The organism is Lysinibacillus sp. IITD104 (assembly GCF_036698265.2).
GTDB lineage: Bacteria > Bacillota > Bacilli > Bacillales_A > Planococcaceae > Lysinibacillus > Lysinibacillus boronitolerans.
Map to the genome: position 1 here is coordinate 830,565 of NZ_JBAHYH020000001.1, position 16,340 is coordinate 846,904.

At 36.3% G+C, this 16,340-nt stretch carries 18 protein-coding genes; 10 read left to right on the forward strand and 8 right to left on the reverse strand.

The window, feature by feature from the left end:
- Window positions 1-7: 7 nt before the first annotated feature.
- A complete protein-coding gene (locus V1L66_RS04335; RefSeq protein ID WP_016993720.1) occupies window positions 8-853 on the reverse strand; it encodes a VOC family protein in 846 nt (281 codons plus the stop codon).
- A gap of 391 nt (window positions 854-1,244) precedes the next feature.
- Between V1L66_RS04335 and V1L66_RS04340 the strand changes: the two genes are divergently transcribed.
- Both V1L66_RS04340 and V1L66_RS04345 read left to right on the forward strand, forming a co-directional pair.
- A complete protein-coding gene (locus tag V1L66_RS04340; protein ID WP_004230831.1) occupies window positions 1,245-1,415 on the forward strand; it encodes a hypothetical protein in 171 nt (56 codons plus the stop codon).
- 77 nt (window positions 1,416-1,492) lie between these two features.
- Entirely contained in the window at window positions 1,493-2,323 is an 831-nt protein-coding gene (locus V1L66_RS04345) for an aldo/keto reductase (protein ID WP_016992136.1), read from the forward strand.
- Between the two features lie 42 nt (window positions 2,324-2,365).
- Here the strand turns inward: V1L66_RS04345 and V1L66_RS04350 are convergent, their stop codons facing one another.
- On the reverse strand, window positions 2,366-3,205 hold the full coding sequence (locus V1L66_RS04350) for an RluA family pseudouridine synthase (protein ID WP_016992135.1): 840 nt from the start codon (window positions 3,203-3,205) through the stop codon (window positions 2,366-2,368).
- A 54-nt stretch (window positions 3,206-3,259) separates the two neighbouring features.
- A complete protein-coding gene (locus V1L66_RS04355) occupies window positions 3,260-3,685 on the reverse strand; it encodes a disulfide oxidoreductase (RefSeq protein ID WP_016992134.1) in 426 nt (141 codons plus the stop codon).
- 188 nt (window positions 3,686-3,873) lie between these two features.
- Between V1L66_RS04355 and V1L66_RS04360 the strand changes: the two genes are divergently transcribed.
- Together V1L66_RS04360 and V1L66_RS04365 are read left to right on the forward strand one after the other, a co-directional pair.
- Complete coding sequence (locus V1L66_RS04360; RefSeq protein ID WP_036075884.1) at window positions 3,874-4,989, forward strand: GAF domain-containing sensor histidine kinase; 1,116 nt, start codon at window positions 3,874-3,876, stop codon at window positions 4,987-4,989.
- Between the two features lie 12 nt (window positions 4,990-5,001).
- Window positions 5,002-5,649, forward strand: a complete 648-nt coding sequence (locus tag V1L66_RS04365) for a response regulator transcription factor (RefSeq protein WP_016992133.1) — start codon at window positions 5,002-5,004, stop codon at window positions 5,647-5,649.
- Between the two features lie 48 nt (window positions 5,650-5,697).
- Here V1L66_RS04365 and V1L66_RS04370 read toward each other — a convergent pair whose 3' ends face one another.
- The gene (locus V1L66_RS04370; protein ID WP_016992132.1) at window positions 5,698-6,819 is read right to left on the reverse strand and encodes a response regulator; all 1,122 of its coding nucleotides are present in this window, start codon (window positions 6,817-6,819) and stop codon (window positions 5,698-5,700) included.
- Window positions 6,820-7,375: 556 nt separating this feature from the next.
- Between V1L66_RS04370 and V1L66_RS04375 the strand changes: the two genes are divergently transcribed.
- Both V1L66_RS04375 and V1L66_RS04380 read left to right on the forward strand, forming a co-directional pair.
- Entirely contained in the window at window positions 7,376-8,302 is a 927-nt protein-coding gene (locus tag V1L66_RS04375) for a YafY family protein (protein WP_333006806.1), read from the forward strand.
- Window positions 8,303-8,367: 65 nt separating this feature from the next.
- Complete coding sequence (locus tag V1L66_RS04380) at window positions 8,368-9,105, forward strand: effector binding domain-containing protein (protein ID WP_312124345.1); 738 nt, start codon at window positions 8,368-8,370, stop codon at window positions 9,103-9,105.
- Window positions 9,106-9,149: 44 nt separating this feature from the next.
- On the opposite strand, the gene V1L66_RS04385 is transcribed toward V1L66_RS04380, so the two are convergent.
- The 4 genes from V1L66_RS04385 to V1L66_RS04400 form a co-directional block, all read right to left on the reverse strand.
- The gene (locus tag V1L66_RS04385) at window positions 9,150-10,025 is read right to left on the reverse strand and encodes a cation diffusion facilitator family transporter (RefSeq protein WP_312124346.1); all 876 of its coding nucleotides are present in this window, start codon (window positions 10,023-10,025) and stop codon (window positions 9,150-9,152) included.
- A gap of 190 nt (window positions 10,026-10,215) precedes the next feature.
- The gene (locus tag V1L66_RS04390; RefSeq protein WP_016992129.1) at window positions 10,216-11,535 is read right to left on the reverse strand and encodes a hemolysin family protein; all 1,320 of its coding nucleotides are present in this window, start codon (window positions 11,533-11,535) and stop codon (window positions 10,216-10,218) included.
- Between the two features lie 428 nt (window positions 11,536-11,963).
- The gene (locus V1L66_RS04395) at window positions 11,964-12,380 is read right to left on the reverse strand and encodes a hypothetical protein (RefSeq protein WP_016992128.1); all 417 of its coding nucleotides are present in this window, start codon (window positions 12,378-12,380) and stop codon (window positions 11,964-11,966) included.
- A gap of 171 nt (window positions 12,381-12,551) precedes the next feature.
- A complete protein-coding gene (locus tag V1L66_RS04400) occupies window positions 12,552-12,755 on the reverse strand; it encodes a YheE family protein (RefSeq protein ID WP_016992127.1) in 204 nt (67 codons plus the stop codon).
- Between the two features lie 207 nt (window positions 12,756-12,962).
- On the opposite strand from V1L66_RS04400, the gene V1L66_RS04405 reads away from it, so the two are divergent.
- The 4 genes from V1L66_RS04405 (at window position 12,963) to V1L66_RS04420 (ending at window position 16,303) form a co-directional block, all read left to right on the forward strand.
- The gene (locus V1L66_RS04405; protein WP_333006809.1) at window positions 12,963-14,105 is read left to right on the forward strand and encodes a DUF445 family protein; all 1,143 of its coding nucleotides are present in this window, start codon (window positions 12,963-12,965) and stop codon (window positions 14,103-14,105) included.
- Window positions 14,106-14,120: 15 nt separating this feature from the next.
- On the forward strand, window positions 14,121-14,468 hold the full coding sequence (locus V1L66_RS04410; RefSeq protein WP_004230811.1) for a YlbF family regulator: 348 nt from the start codon (window positions 14,121-14,123) through the stop codon (window positions 14,466-14,468).
- Window positions 14,469-14,609: 141 nt separating this feature from the next.
- On the forward strand, window positions 14,610-15,272 hold the full coding sequence (locus V1L66_RS04415; protein WP_036075878.1) for a ribonuclease H family protein: 663 nt from the start codon (window positions 14,610-14,612) through the stop codon (window positions 15,270-15,272).
- Window positions 15,273-15,391: 119 nt separating this feature from the next.
- Window positions 15,392-16,303 carry a copper amine oxidase N-terminal domain-containing protein gene (locus V1L66_RS04420; RefSeq protein WP_333006810.1) on the forward strand — a complete coding sequence of 304 codons (912 nt, stop codon included), beginning with the start codon at window positions 15,392-15,394 and terminating at the stop codon, window positions 16,301-16,303.
- The last annotated feature ends 37 nt before the right edge of the window (window positions 16,304-16,340 follow it).

The window sequence follows — 16,340 nt, forward strand, 5'->3', positions numbered from 1 at the left end:
TTTTATACTAAAACTTTAATAACACAACATTCCCCGCAGGATCCTCTGTTTGAAACCCTCCGACGATTTCTGTAACAGGTGCGCCTATACCACGAAGATTATTTTTCATCGTTGCCGCTTGTTCTTCGTTATCTAAACGCAATGAGAACGTTTTTAAGCCAACTTGATTTTTTCCAAGCCTTGGTGCATTCTCTGAGTGCCAAGTATTTAAACCGATATGATGATGGTAACGGCCTGTAGAAATAAATAATGCTTGGGACCCGTAGCGTGTGACAATATCATATCCTAATCCCTTTGTATAAAATTGCTCGGCTTCAGCCAAGTTAGAGACCGATAAATGAATATGGCCCATTACTGTGCCAGCAGGTAGACCAAGCCAGTTTCCATCTCCCTCTTCTAAAATAGAACGAATATTGAGTGGTTCTGTCACCATATGCACCTGATTGTTATGCCATGCCCATTCACTTTCAGGACGATCGGCATAAATCTCGATTCCATTATGATCAGGATCATTTAAATAGAGTGCTTCACTTACAGCATGGTCAGAAGCCCCAAGGTATACACCTTTTTCGTGAAAATGAGAAATGACATTAGCTAAGTCACGTCGACTAGGTAATAATAGGGCGAAGTGATAAAGTCCTGTCGTCATGCTAAGCTTATCTTCCACGGTTTTAGGCTGAACAATAGTTAATAGAGCTGTTTCACCATCGGCAGTTAACATAGCTTTATGTGAATCTTGTTGTAACACGTTAAAGCCAATAATTTCTTGATAAAAGGTTAGAGAGCGTTGTAAATCACTCACTTTAATTTCAACATTCGTTACATACGTGTTAGGTTTTTCATGAAAATGCATTTAGAATACCTCCATGTAGTTATCTTTTTTCATTAAGTTACTTTATGTAAGTTAGTTTATTTTAAAAATAAAGGAAAGTCAAGTATTTCTATTGTTCCACAAAAAAAGAAAATCACTAAGCTTTTCTAAAAGCTTAGTGATTTTCTTGAGATATTATTTGTCAGCTTTGTAGTCGCCTTCGTATCCAGCAGTGAAAATAGCTGTTAAGAAAGCAACTGTTACACCAATGATTAATAATAATTTCATGGAAGTAACCCTCCTCATGTTATAAAGAAATCTCTTTTTAGTATAGCCTATCTACTTAAAAAATGAAACGACATAGCAGAATAAAATATGTCAGAAATGGTTCAAACAGCTTGATATCGGGAAAACTAAAAGTGAGGTGATCAGTATGGAAAAAAAGGTGCCAAATATTGAAAATGGGACAATGGTGAGAGATATGAAGGAATTAAAAGATTTGGGCAAGCAGATGGAGCATTTACGTGATGGGCTAGAGCTTGCAGAGGATGAGCGCATCGCTGATCCAATTCAATTGGAAGATGTTGAACAGAAGAAAAAATAGTATTAACTAGCCGCTTTATTTTTCTTAAATCCAATTTTTTGTATAATGGTACTAGGAAAAGAAAGGGGTTGTGCTTTTTGAATTTACAATCAACGAAAACATTATCAAATGGTGTAGAAATGCCTCGTTTTGGCTTAGGTGTTTACAAAATGACAGAACGTGAGGAAACATTACAGGCTATTGATAAAGCCCTTCAATACGGTTATCGAGCTATTGATACAGCATCCTTATATGGTAATGAGGTAGAAGTAGGAGAAGCAATTCGACATTCAGGCATTCGTCGTGAAGATATTTTTGTTACAACAAAAGTATGGAATAATGACCAAGGATATGATGCAACATTACGTGCCTTTGAGGTTTCGCTAAAGAATTTAAATATGGATTACTTAGATTTATATTTAACTCATTGGGCTGTCCCTGAAACATTTGAAGAAACATATCGAGCTATTGAACGCCTTTACGATGAAAAGTTAATTCGCGCAACAGGAGTATCGAATCATCATGAGCATCATTTAGAAAAAATATTGGCAAAGGCAAATACTGCGCCAATGGTCAATCAAGTGGAGATACATCCCTATTTACAGCAGCAGCCATTAAGCGAATTTTGTAGTGAACACCAAATTGCTGTTACTGCATGGTCTCCACTAGGGCGTGGTGGCGTACTTGCCGATCCTACTATTATTGAAATTGGGAAAGAAATCAATAAAACCCCTGCTCAAGTAGTACTGCGTTGGCATTTACAAAATGATACACTCGTTATTCCAAAATCTGTAACACCGAGCCGAATTGAGGAAAATGCACAAATTTTTGATTTTGAATTAACACAAGAACAAATGAAGAAAATGGCAACATTAAATCGTAACCAACGATTTGGACAAGATCCTGATCATTTTAAATTTGATTTTTAAAAAATGATTAAATCCCGCTCTCCAATAGAGGCGGGATTTTTCTTATTGCTCGTCCTTGACGATAATACGTTTATTTAAAAATGGATGGTCAAATTCTAATTGAATGGCATGCAGTTCGTAGTCATCACTTGCAGTTTCTCGTGCACCATACATTGTATCCCCAATAATTGGATGGCCGATATAGGCTAAATGCACACGAATCTGATGTGTTCGCCCAGTCTCAAGTATGAGATGAACAACACAGGAATTTTTGTAACGCGCCACCACTTCATAGTGTGTTACAGCATGCTGTCCAGTTTTGGACACAACACGTCTTGTGGCATGGTGTCGGTCTTTGCCAATTGGTTCAGCAATCGTTCCAGAAGACGTTCGTAAATTACCTTGCACCTCTGCTGCATACGTACGAATAATGGTTTTTTCCTCAATCATTCGATCGAAAATGGACTTTGCTAAAGGGTGCTTTGCTACTAGCAATAAGCCCTGTGTCCCTTTATCAAGACGATGAACATGTTCAGCATAAATGCCACCTTGTTCTTTGATATGTGCCATGACATGGTTCATACATGTATGTGTATCTCGAGCATCATTAGGATGTGTTGCCATACCTTTTGGCTTTGATACGATTAAACAATGGTCGTCCTCATAGACTACATCAATAGCACATACAGGTGTTGGTTTGTAGCTAGATGTTGGAACAGGAAACGTAAATTTGATTATTGTTCCAGCTTGTAAAGGTGTATTCCATTGAATCAGCTCATCATTTGCCAATGTGATGGCTTTGGCCATACGCAATTCATGTACGAGCTTTTTACCAAGTCGCCACTGGTTACGTAGCAATTCTTCCACACTTAAGTTATCTTCAGCGATTTCATAATGAAACATAGATCTTCCTCCGTAGAAAAAACCGTATTCCAAAGGTAGAACACGGTCTTTCGATTATTTTGCAGCTTTAGCAGCTTTTATTAAATAAAAGCTTGCCCCTGCGATTAAAATAAATGCAGTTAATGCTAAAAACGGAATAGTAATAAAGCCTAACCAGTTAATGTATTGTCCTGTACAGGAAACTGCGCCACAGGAAGGAGCATTTTCAGCTAAAAAGCTAAGCTTTTGAATTCCATAATGGTAAAGTGAAATACAGCCGCCAATCACAGAAAAGACAGCTGTTGTGACAGCAATACGCGCATTTTTTTGAATAAATGCTACTGTCGTCATAATAACAATTGGATACATAAAAATACGTTGAATCCAACATAATTTACAAGGTTCATAATGACGAATTTCAGAAAAATATAATGAACCTAATGTTGCTATAGCAGAAACAATCCAAATAAATAATAAGCCATTTTCCTCTTTTTTAGACATATCCAATCTTCCCTTCATAAAACCATGTCCTTGTTCGATTATAGTGGTTCTAGTTTTATATGTAAATCAACTTACACAAAATAAGGAATGCGATGAATTTCAGTCTAAAGTATGAACGGTGGAAGCAGACGCCTTCAATAGCTTAATGGTATCATTAACAATAGTAATGCTAAAGAAGAGGTGTTTTCGTGAGGGAGAATGAGCATTCCAATATCAGTATTTTAAAAGAAATTGCTGAACTATTAAATGAAGAAACTGAAATTGTCACAATGCTAAAGGGTGCACTCATCAAATTTTTAAATGGCACAAATTTTGAAACAGGCTGGATTTTTTTTATTGATGCAAAGGGGCGCTCAGAACTTGTTGTCCATGAAAATTTACCAGAGGCATTGGAATATAACAATTGCCATTATTTAAAAAAGGGTGGTTGTTGGTGTGTATCGCGTTATCGTAATGAAGAGCTAAAAAAAGCCTCCAATATTATCGAGTGTCAGCGTATTGAAAGTGCCATAGCCGCTAATGTTGGGGATCATGAAGGAATCACACATCATGCGACAGTACCTCTTCAATCTGGACAAGAACGTTTTGGGGTATTAAATGTCGCATCGAAGGATACAGTGCGCTTTTCAGAGGAGGAGCTTGCTTTATTAGAATCAGTTGCCTTTCAGATGGGTTCAGCTATTAAGCGAATTTTACTGACAAAACAGGAGCAGGAAATGGCACTTGTGAAGGAGCGTAATCGTCTAGCTCGTGATTTACACGATTCAGTCAATCAACTACTATTCTCAGTTACGTTAACTGCCAGAGCTGGTATTGAAATGACGGATGATTGTGAAGTGAAAGAAACGTTTAAAGAGATTCAGCATTTAACACAAGACGCACTTACAGAGATGCGTGCGCTAATTTGGCAATTGCGGCCTAAAGGGTTAGAAAATGGTTTGCTTGAGGCCATTAAAGTATATGCCGAAATGCTTGGCTTAAAACTACATGTAACAGTTTCAGGCGTATTGCAATTTCCCTCACGCATTGAAGAAACATTATTTCGTGTAGCTCAAGAGGCGTTAAATAATGTACGTCGCCATGCAGGTGTATTAGAGGCAGCATTGTATATTACTGTTACATCGACAGATATTTTGTTGGTTATTCGTGATGAGGGACGAGGCTTTGTCATTGACAACAATACAAAGTTGCTTTCAATGGGCTTACAATCTATTAAGGATCGTGCAAAATCAGTGGGTGGAACTGCCGACTGGGTAAGTGAAATTGGTAAAGGTACGGAGTTGCTAATCCGCTTGCCATATTAAGGGGGAGAGGACATGATACGTGTATTAATTGCAGACGATCATCACGTGGTGCGTAGAGGACTACTGTTTTTCTTAAAGACACAAAAGGATATTGAAGTTGTTGGAGAGGCAAAAAATGGGCACGAGGCTGTAGCACTAGCTGAAAGCATCCAACCAGATATTATCTTAATGGATTTAGTAATGCCTGAAATGGATGGCATACAGGCGACGAGACGCATCAAAGCGAAGTTTCCGCAAATAGAAATTTTAATGCTTACTAGCTTTTCTGATCGAGATCATGTGATTCCAGCTATGGAGGCAGGAGCGGCAGGCTATCAGTTAAAAGATATTGAGCCAGATGAATTGGTTTTATCCATTCGTCGTATTATGCGTGGCGAAAACACCTTGCATCCTGAAGCAACGACCACGCTTGAAATGGATCGCCAGGAGTCACAGAATGCACCTCATTTATTAAATCCGCTGACACCTCGTGAACAGGATGTGCTAGCAGAACTTACAAAAGGAAAGAGTAATCGGGAAATTGCATCCTCACTCTTTGTCACAGAAAAAACGGTGAAAACCCATATTTCAAATATTTTTACAAAGCTACAAGTCCAAGACCGTACCCAGGCAGCGCTGTATGCTGTTAAGCACGGGCTAACTGAGGGTAGCGGTATGTAAAAAAACGGCGAGCTTCTACTCACATAGTAGCACTCGCCGTTTTTTACATTATTTATGTTGAGCAAATAATTTTTTGGATATCTCTAATAATGTAGAGCTTGGTGATAGTGCTAAATCTTCCTCTAGTTTTTGCTTATATGTTTGGAAAATTTTGAGCGCCTGTTCATGAAGTCCTGCCTGTATTAACGTATATAAATAGTGCTCAAGCTTTTGTTCATTATAGGGATCATATTCTATTAATGCATGTAAAAATTCCATAGCTCTTTCCGTATCTGAAAAAATCGTTGTTTGAAACCCTTTTTCTAATAGCTCTATGTATGATTTCATTAATTTATCTTTATAGGCAGTTGCCCATTCATAATCATCAAAAACAAATAAGCCATTCTTATAAATTGAAAGACATTGATTAATCAAAGAAATAGAGGGAATTTCGAGTCGTGAAAAATCTTCATGAAGTTTTTGAAAGTCGTATAAATCACATACAATATTTGGCTTTTCGAAGATATAGTATTTATTTGAAAAGACAATACAGTTTTCATAGCCAATTGTATTTAGCGTTTTCCTTAAATAAGATAGAGCTGTATGAAGATTTGATTTGGCTCGTACATAATCTAAATCTGGCCATAGAATTTCAATTAAATAATCTCGATGAATTGGTATATTTGGATGCAAAATAAAATAAGCAAACAATTCTTTCGTCTTTTCTGTTTTAAACGCCACTAAACTATTGTTACTATAGACGGCAAATTGATTGAAGCATTGGACATTTAATACAGTTTGTGAAGCCTGTTGAAGCATTTGCTGAATAGAAAATTCATGCTCAATACGTGCTACTGTTTTTTCTAAACGTGCATGACTAATAGGCTTTAATACATAGTCGAGACTGCCAATTTCATAGGCTTGTAATGCAAATTCATGATAGGCGGTAATGAAAATAACACTGACTTGTGGACGCTCGGTTTTGATAATATCAGCAACCTCAAGTCCTGATAATTCTTGAAGTTTTACCTCTAAAAAGATAGCCTCAAACTCCATAGATGGCAGTTCATTCAGAAATACTTCTACGCTTGTAAAGGTTTGAATCACCTGTATTTGTTGAAAGGCATGTAGTTTATTTTGAAAATAGTGTAAAGCTAAAGGTTCATTGTCTATTAAAACGGCTCGAATCACATCAAACTCTCCTTTATACAATTAAATTAAAAACATTAAACTCTAGTTCATTTTGGGTGAAGAGGCTTCCTATATATAGTGAAGGGCAAGAAAAGTGAAAATCACTCAACTTTTCTATTAAAAATTTGATACTAGAAAAAAGCAATTTATGTGGTAGTTCTTTCACGGGTGAGAGTCAATGAATCCTGATATGTGTTGTCATATCTTGTCAAATCCATTCAAAGAAAGTTCGCCGTTCATTATATAGAAGATAAAAGTTTTTTATGTTGTGTTAAGAGAATTGAAATAATTGTTTAGGCGTTAAAATCAAACTATTCTTATACAAAAATGAAACAACATAGTATTGGGAATATAAGATGTATAGGAGTAAAAGCCTTGTTTTTTCTTTTATTGTTAAAATAGTATAATTGTTGTAACAATAATTAGGCGTTATTATAGTACATTTGTCTTAAAAAATACTCAAAAAGTACTTAAAAAATACTTAAAAAGATAGGTTGTTAATTAAAATAGAAGGTATATATAGGAATAATGGGATAGCATGAAAGGAGATTTTACCATGAAATTAGAGCGTCTTCTCACAATGACAATGACTTTAATCAACCGAAAAAAAGTTAAGGCACAAGAATTAGCAGAGCTATTTAATGTGTCAATTCGTACAATTTATCGAGATATTGAAACACTGAGCTGTGCTGGTGTACCTGTTATTAGTCAGCAAGGCGTAAACGGTGGCATTAGTTTAATCGATGGCTATCGTGTTGATAAACAAGTGTTGACGAAGGATGAGCTCACATCACTTTCTATCGCGATTAAAAGTGCTTTGACTACCTATGAAGATTCCCACGCTGAAGCAGTGCTTGAGAAAATAACGAGTATTGCGGATGATCATGTAAAACAATCGATGGACCATCTATTCGTGGATCTTAGTCCATGGGGACCAAACGCTCTCTTTAAAGAGCATATTACGACGCTCAAGACAGCAATACAGAGTAAGCGTTGTATAAGGTTTCATTATTCTACTACTTATGGTGAGCAAACAAGCAGAATAGTCGAACCACATACAATTGTTCAAAAAGGGAAGATATGGTATTTGTATGGCTATTGTACATTAAGAAAGGACTTTCGTTTATTTAAGCTTGCGAGAATGAAACATTTGCTTCAAGTTGATTCTACCTTTGAGCGTAAGGAAGTGAATTTAAGTGAACTCCCTTGGGGTAAAGAATGGCATCAACCGCAAAACGTAGTCGATTTAGTCATTTCTTTTGATAAAGACATTACAACATTGGTGGAGGAATCCTTTGGTGCAGAGCATATAGACCATGAACGATCCATGATTTATATATCTATACCCGAAGATGAATGGCTTTATGGCTTCTTGTTAAGCTTTGGGCATCGCATTAAAATTATGGAACCACCTTATATAAGAGATATAATCCAAAATCGAGCTTTAGAAATTGTTCAATTATATAAAAATCTAGATAATTGATGACAGACAGTTGTCAGGTTTCCTTTGCTATAGTAAGTACAAATAAAGTGAAAGGTGGAATGACGATGCAAAGCTATTGTCAAAGCTGTGGTATGCCTTTAGTAGAAGAGGCATTATTGGGTACTGAAAAAGAAGGAGACAAAAGTCTGGAGTATTGTATATATTGTTACGAGGGAGGCAAGTTTAAACAACCCCAGTTAACAGTAGAAGGAATGATCGAAATTTGTGTACCACATCTTAAGGACGGCGGTATGCCGGAAAACGAAGCACGTAATATGTTGACTTCCTTTTTACCAAGTTTGAAGCGATGGAGAAAAAGTGAGGGGAAGGAACCAAAAGTAGTTGAATTAACCGCATTTAACATCGTAGGTATTTCAACTCAAACAAGTAATGCAAATGAAATAACAGAGCATGCTAAAATTCCACAATTATGGGATCACTTTTATCAGCAAAATATTGCGGGCCAAATAGCCGAACGAAAAAATGGTCATGTCTTTGGTTTGTATTCAGACTATGAGACGGATATGAATGGTAATTATACTCTTACACTAGGAGTAGAGGTAAATAATGATGACATTCCAACTGATTTAGTAGTTAAAATGATTCCAGCAGCTAAGTATCTAGTATTTACATCAGATAAAGGCACGATGCCTGAAGTTGTCATCCAAACCTGGCAAGAGATTTGGGCATGGTTTGCAAATTCTAAAGTTGAACGAACATATACAGGCGACTTTGAACTGTATGATGAACGATGCGCTAATCCACATGAATCGCAAGTGGATATTTATATAGCTATTAAATAAAAAAAGTCTCTTACCATTCAATTGGTAGGAGACTTATCTTCGTTTTATTGAGAAATTATATGTGGCTCAATATGCACAAGAACCTGACAAAAGCGATTTTCACGCATAATGGTATGTTCGATTTCTTCGGTTATGCGATGACTTTCAAAGACATTTAAATAAGGATCCACTGTAACAGTTACGTCGATGAAGTACATATTGCCATGTGCACGTCCTTTAAAATCTAAAAGCTCTATCACTCCGTCCACGTTACGGATTAACACCGATAACGTTTCAACTTCATCAATATCAAATGCATCTGTAAGATTTTGAACAGCTTCCCAAAAAATTTCTACTGCTGTTTTAATAATTAAAAAGGCAACAATGAGAGCTGTAAGTGAATCAATGATCGGAAAGCCGAAAATGGCTCCAAAAATACCAATGGCTGTACCTATACTGACAAGTGCATCAGAGCGATTGTCAAAGGCAGCTGCTTTAACAGCGGCACTTTTTATTTTTTTAGATAGTGCTAAATTATAGCGGTAAACCACATACATCACAACTGCACTACCTATTGCTACATAGGCAGTTAACAGTGAAGGTGTTGTACCAGTGGGCTCCCACAAGCTTTTTAGTGAACTAACTAATACTTGGAGACCAACAACAAGCATAATGAACGATGCTACTAAAGAAGCAACAGTCTCAGCACGTAAATGTCCGTATTGGTGGTTGGAATCAGGTGGTCTTTGGGCAATGCGTAAACCAATCAGTACCGCGATGGATGCAATGATATCAGTGGTGTTGTTTAAACCATCTGCCTTCAGTGCCTCTGATGTACCAATATAGCCTATTGTAAGCTTAGCAGAGCTTAGGATTAGATATGTACCAATGGATAGCCATGCACCTTTTTCCCCTTGACGTAAATTTGTATAGAGCTCCATTTTGTTTCCTCCTCGCAAAACTTTCGGACATTAGAAAACGACCCCCTTTTAAAAAGGGAGTCGTTTTCATCTATTTATTACGGACGTTGCTCCCACCTCTATAAGGTGTGAAGAAAAGACCATATTTATAGCCTAGATTACAAGCGTGCTTCTAATAGTACCACGACGAGTATGGCAATTCAATTCAATTTTAATCAATGACTGCGTCATATTCATTTGATAAATCACTGTTAGGTAATTTCAGAACTTCTAAGTATAAAATATGGTGACCATCTAATTCTTTTGCGATAAATTCAAAACCTTGCTCTTGAATACTGTCTCCTTCGACCGCATCAAAACGCTTCGTCATGAACCAACCACCGATAGTATCAATATCATCATCTTCTATGTCAGTACCAAGCATATCATTTACATTTTCAAGAAGCATCTTCGCATCTAAAATAAAATGATTTTCTGCAATTTCTTGTACTTCCGGGATTTCGTCTTCATCAAATTCATCTTGAATATCGCCGACAATTTCCTCAATAATATCTTCAATCGTCACTAAACCAGATGTTCCGCCATATTCATCCATTAAAATGGCCATATGAATACGCTCACGTTGAATTTTTAATAATAGATCGTTAATTTGCGTTGTTTCCATCACTCGAATAATAGGTTGCATATAATCAATGACTGGCTTATCACCATTTTTAGAATCCTTAATGTAAGCGGTTAATAAATGCTTCATGTTAACTAAGCCAATAATATGATCTTTATCTCCATCCAGAATTGGATAACGAGTATATTGCTCAACACCCATTAAATCAAAAACTTCTTTAATCGTTAGCTCTTTTTCAATGCCGACAATTTCAGTTCGAGGAACCATAATTTCTTTTGCAAGACGATCTGAGAACTCGAAAATACTGTTAACATATTCATATTCTGAGTTATTAATTTCTCCACCTTTTAAACTATCCGACAAAATCATACGCAACTCTTCCTCTGTGTGAGCTACTTCTGATTCTGACATCATTTTTAAGCCGAAAAGACCTGTTAAACCACGGGCAGAGCCGTTTAATAGCTTAATGATAGGATACGTAATATTGTGGAAGATAATTAATGGGCCAGAAAAGTTTAATGTGACAAATTCTGCTTTTTGGATGGCTAATGTTTTTGGCGCCAATTCCCCAATAACAACATGCATAAACGTAACGATTGAGAATGCAAGTATGAATGAAAGGATAGATGTAATACTACCATTCAAATTTAGAAATTCAAACACTGGGTGCAAAATGATTTCAAATGTAGGTTCACCTAACCAACCTAAACCAAGTGCAGTGATGGTAATACCTAGCTGACAGGCAGATAAGTACTCATCTAAATCTGAAACAACACGTTTTGCATTTTTCGCTTTTTTATGCCCTTCCGCGAGCAATTGATCAATGCGGGTAGATCTCACTTTTACGATTGCAAATTCAGTTGCAACGAAAAATCCAGTCATTATAATTAGTAGGGCGAATGCCGCCAACCTAATGGTTATCTCCAATATGTCTCCGTCCAAATAATTCCTTTGTTCCCGCCCGAATGAGGGAAGTAAACAAAGTGTACACCTCCTATGATTTAAAAAATTGTTGGATGTTTCAATCATAAATTATTTAAAAGAAAAACACAAATATTGACAACGATTTTTTCGTTTGTTTATTAAGAGGCATTGCGAAAAAAGTCGCTAGATTCAACTACCAAAAGATTGTATTTACCAGTACTATATGCTAACTTTAAAAAGATCAAAGATAGTTTGTTTAGGGAAAGAAGCATTTTGCATCTCATATAATACGACACGTCAAAAATCTCAAGAGTGCTTTAGCTTGCGGATTTTTTTAAATGAATTATTTTTTATAGTAAAGGGGGAGTCTCAAATGCTCATTGAGACTCCCCCTTTCTAAACGTTTACCCTATTTATTCTTGCTGGAAGCGTAATTTTAAACACGCTTTTTCAACATCATGGACCGTTTCCTTGAAAGGTATCACACCTGTAAACGGTGCGATAGAAACAGGTGCTTTTTCAGTTATGCCTTGCTGTGTTAGAACATAGTTCTTATTATTATACGTTAAATAGAACGTTTTAATCGATTTCTTGCCGAAAGAGCTAGTAGAAGAATCAAAAAAGCCCTTTAATTGACTGCAATACTCATTGTAAAAGTCGCTTTTATAGCCAGAAAGTTCCTCGAATTTCTTACTATTAACAGCTCCCGCTTCATCCGCTAATTCGAATATTTTAGCGGAAAATTCTGAAAAAAATTCTTTTACTTTTACACGAATTAACGCTTTTGAATTATAGCTATTTAAGTCATCCGAAAGTGTGACTTTACTCATTGAAATGGCCCCCTGCATAAAAAACATTTACTCTTAAGCTGATATCATAAATGTATAAGAAAAATATACAAATTTCAACATGATTCAACATAATTAGCTTAAATGATGTGCTATTTATAGTAAATATAGGTATTTTTATACGGGTTCAGAATGAAAAATTGACTACGGATTTTAATCGTATACATGAAACAGCATAAGCTCATGTATCATTTTTTTAACAGCCTCCTCGTCTGACGGAATGGCCCCTATCCACTCAATCGTACCGTCCTTTAAATACTCCGCTTGGTATCGTTCTCGTTGATAAAAAAATGAAATAGTCCAACCAGGTAGTTGCGTGTTTTCAAATAGTGGTTTAAAACTGAAATGTTGAATCATCATCAAACCTCGTTTCTATAGTATGTAGTCATATTATTCAAGTATAACGGTATTTTTGCAACTATTCACTTTTCATAGAAGTAAATAGGATGACATTGAAATTCTAAAGAGGTATTTCTTTCGTTGAAAATCATTGCTCTGCTATAATGGGTGCAGAAGGCGACAAAAAACGCCAATCTTGAATACAATTGAAATGAGAGGATACTAATGGATAATTTTATAGTGACATTACTTTTCATGGCTTTCATTGGGGCTGCAATTGGGGGCGTTACAAATCACTTAGCCATTAAAATGCTTTTTCGCCCATATAAAGCGATATATATTAAAAATTGGCGATTACCGTTTACACCCGGTCTTATACCCAAACGACGTGATGAATTAGCGAAACAGCTGGGTCTTACAGTAGTAAATTATTTACTAACTCCCGAAACATTTAGAAAAAAGTTTTTCTCAAAGGATATTCAAGACAAAGTAGAACACTTTGTACAATCAAAAGTTGAAGAAACAATCTTTACAAACGACAAAACAATTCAGGATTGGCTAAACTTAGCCGGGTTTTCACATATGCCTGCTACCATTGAGCAGAAGGTTGAAGCAATTGTAGAGGGACAATTTTCGTCAGTAAAGAATACACTATCAACAAAATCAATTCGTACATTGCTATCTGAGGATATCCAAAATACGATTGATGCTAAAATTCCAGTAGCGGTTCAGCATATCTTAGAAAAAGGCGAGGATTATTTTTTATCACCTGAAGGCGAAATGACGATTAAGGCAATGATTGATGACTTTTTATCATCCAAAGGATCTCTAGGCGGCATGATCAATATGTTCTTAGGTGATTCCACTTCACTAGTTGGGAAAGTTCAACGTGAGCTTGTGAAGTTTTTACAAGCACCAGGAACAACAACATTACTAACAAAAATATTTTCACAGGAATGGGAAAAATTCAAAGATCGACCAGCTATGGACTTTTTGCAAGATGTTCAATTTGACCCCATTTTATCGAAATTACAAGTGTACGTGAAAGAACAATTAGCAATCTCTGAACGTTTAAATCAACCGATTTCTTATTATTGGCCTGAAGGAAATGAGTGGGCAAAGTATACCGTGATTCCACAGGTTATAGAAAAGGCTTTTGTGAAGGCAGAGGAAAAACTTGAGGATGTACTAAAACGTTTAAACTTACAAGAAGTAGTGCGAGAGCAGGTAGACTCATTCCCAGTAGAGAAATTAGAGGAACTTGTATTAGGCATTTCTAAACGTGAGTTTAAAATGATTACTGTATTAGGTGCAGTGCTTGGTGGATTGATTGGGATTGTGCAAGGCTTGATTGTTTACTTTATTTAAAAGGAGATTGTATGAATGATTAATATTTATAATGACATTAATGCGCTAGAAGCAACTTTCCGTAAGATTCCAGAATTTGAAGCGTTAAAAGCTGCTGTTGAAGTTGTTAAAAATGATGAAGAGGCATTAAATGTCTTTAAAAACTTCCGTAAAATCCAAATCGAATTACAGAAAAAGCAATTAGCTGGTGAGGATATTTTGGAAGATGAGCTTGTCTATGCACAAAAAGCGGCACAGCTTGCACAGCAAAATGAAAAAATTTCAACGATGCTTGAGGCAGAAATGAAGGTAAGCAAAGTAATCGAAGAAGTAAATCGCATTTTAATAAAACCTATCCAAGGTTTATATGAAGGAATTCAATAAAAGGTGATAATCGCAATTTAAAAGGGAATAATTTTTCTAGGAATTGCACATATAACAAGTGAGAGGAAAACGTGTATCCGCTATTGGTCGGTACACGTTTTTGCTTTATGTACCAGTTAAAGAGTATTGGAGGTTATGACTATGCATGTCATCATTGAATGGATCTATAAAACACCAAAAGGAGCAACAACCGTTTTACGTTCCGCTGAAATGCCTGCAGCTCAAGCACTATTACTTGCAGAGGATATGGAAAGAACGGGAAGAGTAAAATCGCTACATTGCATTGATCGGCAAGATACAAATTGGTCACTTAAAGAGCTAAAAGCCTATTTAAAGGAAATTGATACTGAGCCACATAATATTACGGTCTATTTTGATGGAGGTTTTGATCGTGGGACAAGGCAAGCAGGGCTAGGCTGCGCCATTTATTACGAACAAAATGGTAAGCCTTTACGATTAAGAAGAAATGCCTTTTCGTCTGAATTGAAATCAAATAATGAGGCAGAGTATGCAGCGCTTTATTTAGGCTTAGTAGAGCTTGAACTTTTAAATGTCCACCATTTGCCTGTGCGTATTATAGGAGATTCACAAGTGGTCATCAATCAGCTAAATGGGGAATGGCCAGCATTGGAAAAGGAATTAGCAAGTTGGGCAGATAAAATTGATGCTAAGTTGGAGCAGCTTCACATTCAAGCAGAATACCAGCTTGTCTCACGTAAGGAAAATTCTGAAGCGGACCGCCTTGCTACTCAAGCTTTAAATGGCATCGATATTACTGGTTTGAGCGAGATTGTTAAAGAATAGCTAATAAGAGGTGGTAGTATCTACTGCCACCTCTTCTTATAAAATCCTCTGCTTGCACTGAAACTTTTTCCATTTTAAAACTACTACTCCTTTGAATCCAAACAATAAGGAGAGATTTTATGAACATGAAAAAAATAGCACCTGTAGCTATATCAGCATTATTATTTGGAAGTGCCCTTGTACCGGTAGCTTCAGCAAATGAGCAGCAATCGACAGAAGCAGAGGTACCACAAATACAAATTGATCCCGTACACATTTTTAATGATACTCGTGGTACTGTGGAAGATGTTCGTGTTGGGGAAAATATTACATATTACACAGTAAAAGAAGGCGAGCAAACAAATGTATTAGAAATGACTAAAGATACTCTTGTGTTCGACAATACTGGGAAGAAAGTGGAGCTTCAAAAGGGTGATAAAATAGTAGCTTATACATTTGCTAACAAACCTCAAAAATATATATATCCACCACAATTCAATCCAGAGGTTGTCATCGTTGAAACAGAAAAAGCAGGCTTTGTAGAAGTGGATTATTTCTTTGAAGATTTAACTAATACGTATGATATTTTAAAATTAAATATCGGGAAAGAAACAGAGCTATTCAATGAAAAAGGTGAAAAGGTGGACGCTAAAGATTTAGCAGAGAAGCATCTAGTTGTTTTCTATACGGCCTCTACTAAAAGTATTCCAGCGCAAACAACACCATCTAAAGTAATTGTACTGGACGATGATTCCTCAGCTACTAAGAATCCAATAAATGAAGAAATTGATAATATTATCGCATCAGATTCTTATGAAGTAGCTGGTACAAAAATGGTGCCATTGCGTGTGATCGCTGAAAAGCTTGGCTTCAAAGTGGATTCTACAGGCAAGGGGGCAATCCTTTCAAAAGGGAATATGTCTTATACAATTACTCGCGGTGAAAAAACATTTGGCTATAATAAGGCATTACGTACACTAACAGTCGCACCGACCTTAAAAGATACAAAGACATATGTACCTGTTGAATTTGTGGATGGATATTTAAAATAATTAAGAAAATAGTATGCCAACAATGCTTGGCATACTA

What these genes read in the sequence shown, in the direction of transcription:
- V1L66_RS04405 (WP_333006809.1), top strand. Translation starts at nt 12,963, where the DNA reads ATGGATAATTTTATAGTGACATTACTTTTCATGGCTTTCATTGGGGCT.
- V1L66_RS04415 (WP_036075878.1), top strand. Translation starts at nt 14,610, where the DNA reads ATGCATGTCATCATTGAATGGATCTATAAAACACCAAAAGGAGCAACA.
- V1L66_RS04420 (WP_333006810.1), top strand. Translation starts at nt 15,392, where the DNA reads ATGAACATGAAAAAAATAGCACCTGTAGCTATATCAGCATTATTATTT.
- V1L66_RS04365 (WP_016992133.1), top strand. Translation starts at nt 5,002, where the DNA reads ATGATACGTGTATTAATTGCAGACGATCATCACGTGGTGCGTAGAGGA.
- V1L66_RS04350 (WP_016992135.1), bottom strand. Translation starts at nt 3,205, where the DNA reads ATGTTTCATTATGAAATCGCTGAAGATAACTTAAGTGTGGAAGAATTG.
- V1L66_RS04385 (WP_312124346.1), bottom strand. Translation starts at nt 10,025, where the DNA reads ATGGAGCTCTATACAAATTTACGTCAAGGGGAAAAAGGTGCATGGCTA.
- V1L66_RS04375 (WP_333006806.1), top strand. Translation starts at nt 7,376, where the DNA reads ATGAAATTAGAGCGTCTTCTCACAATGACAATGACTTTAATCAACCGA.
- V1L66_RS04355 (WP_016992134.1), bottom strand. Translation starts at nt 3,685, where the DNA reads ATGTCTAAAAAAGAGGAAAATGGCTTATTATTTATTTGGATTGTTTCT.
- V1L66_RS04380 (WP_312124345.1), top strand. Translation starts at nt 8,368, where the DNA reads ATGCAAAGCTATTGTCAAAGCTGTGGTATGCCTTTAGTAGAAGAGGCA.
- V1L66_RS04400 (WP_016992127.1), bottom strand. Translation starts at nt 12,755, where the DNA reads ATGATTCAACATTTCAGTTTTAAACCACTATTTGAAAACACGCAACTA.
- V1L66_RS04340 (WP_004230831.1), top strand. Translation starts at nt 1,245, where the DNA reads ATGGAAAAAAAGGTGCCAAATATTGAAAATGGGACAATGGTGAGAGAT.
- V1L66_RS04410 (WP_004230811.1), top strand. Translation starts at nt 14,121, where the DNA reads ATGATTAATATTTATAATGACATTAATGCGCTAGAAGCAACTTTCCGT.
- V1L66_RS04335 (WP_016993720.1), bottom strand. Translation starts at nt 853, where the DNA reads ATGCATTTTCATGAAAAACCTAACACGTATGTAACGAATGTTGAAATT.
- V1L66_RS04395 (WP_016992128.1), bottom strand. Translation starts at nt 12,380, where the DNA reads ATGAGTAAAGTCACACTTTCGGATGACTTAAATAGCTATAATTCAAAA.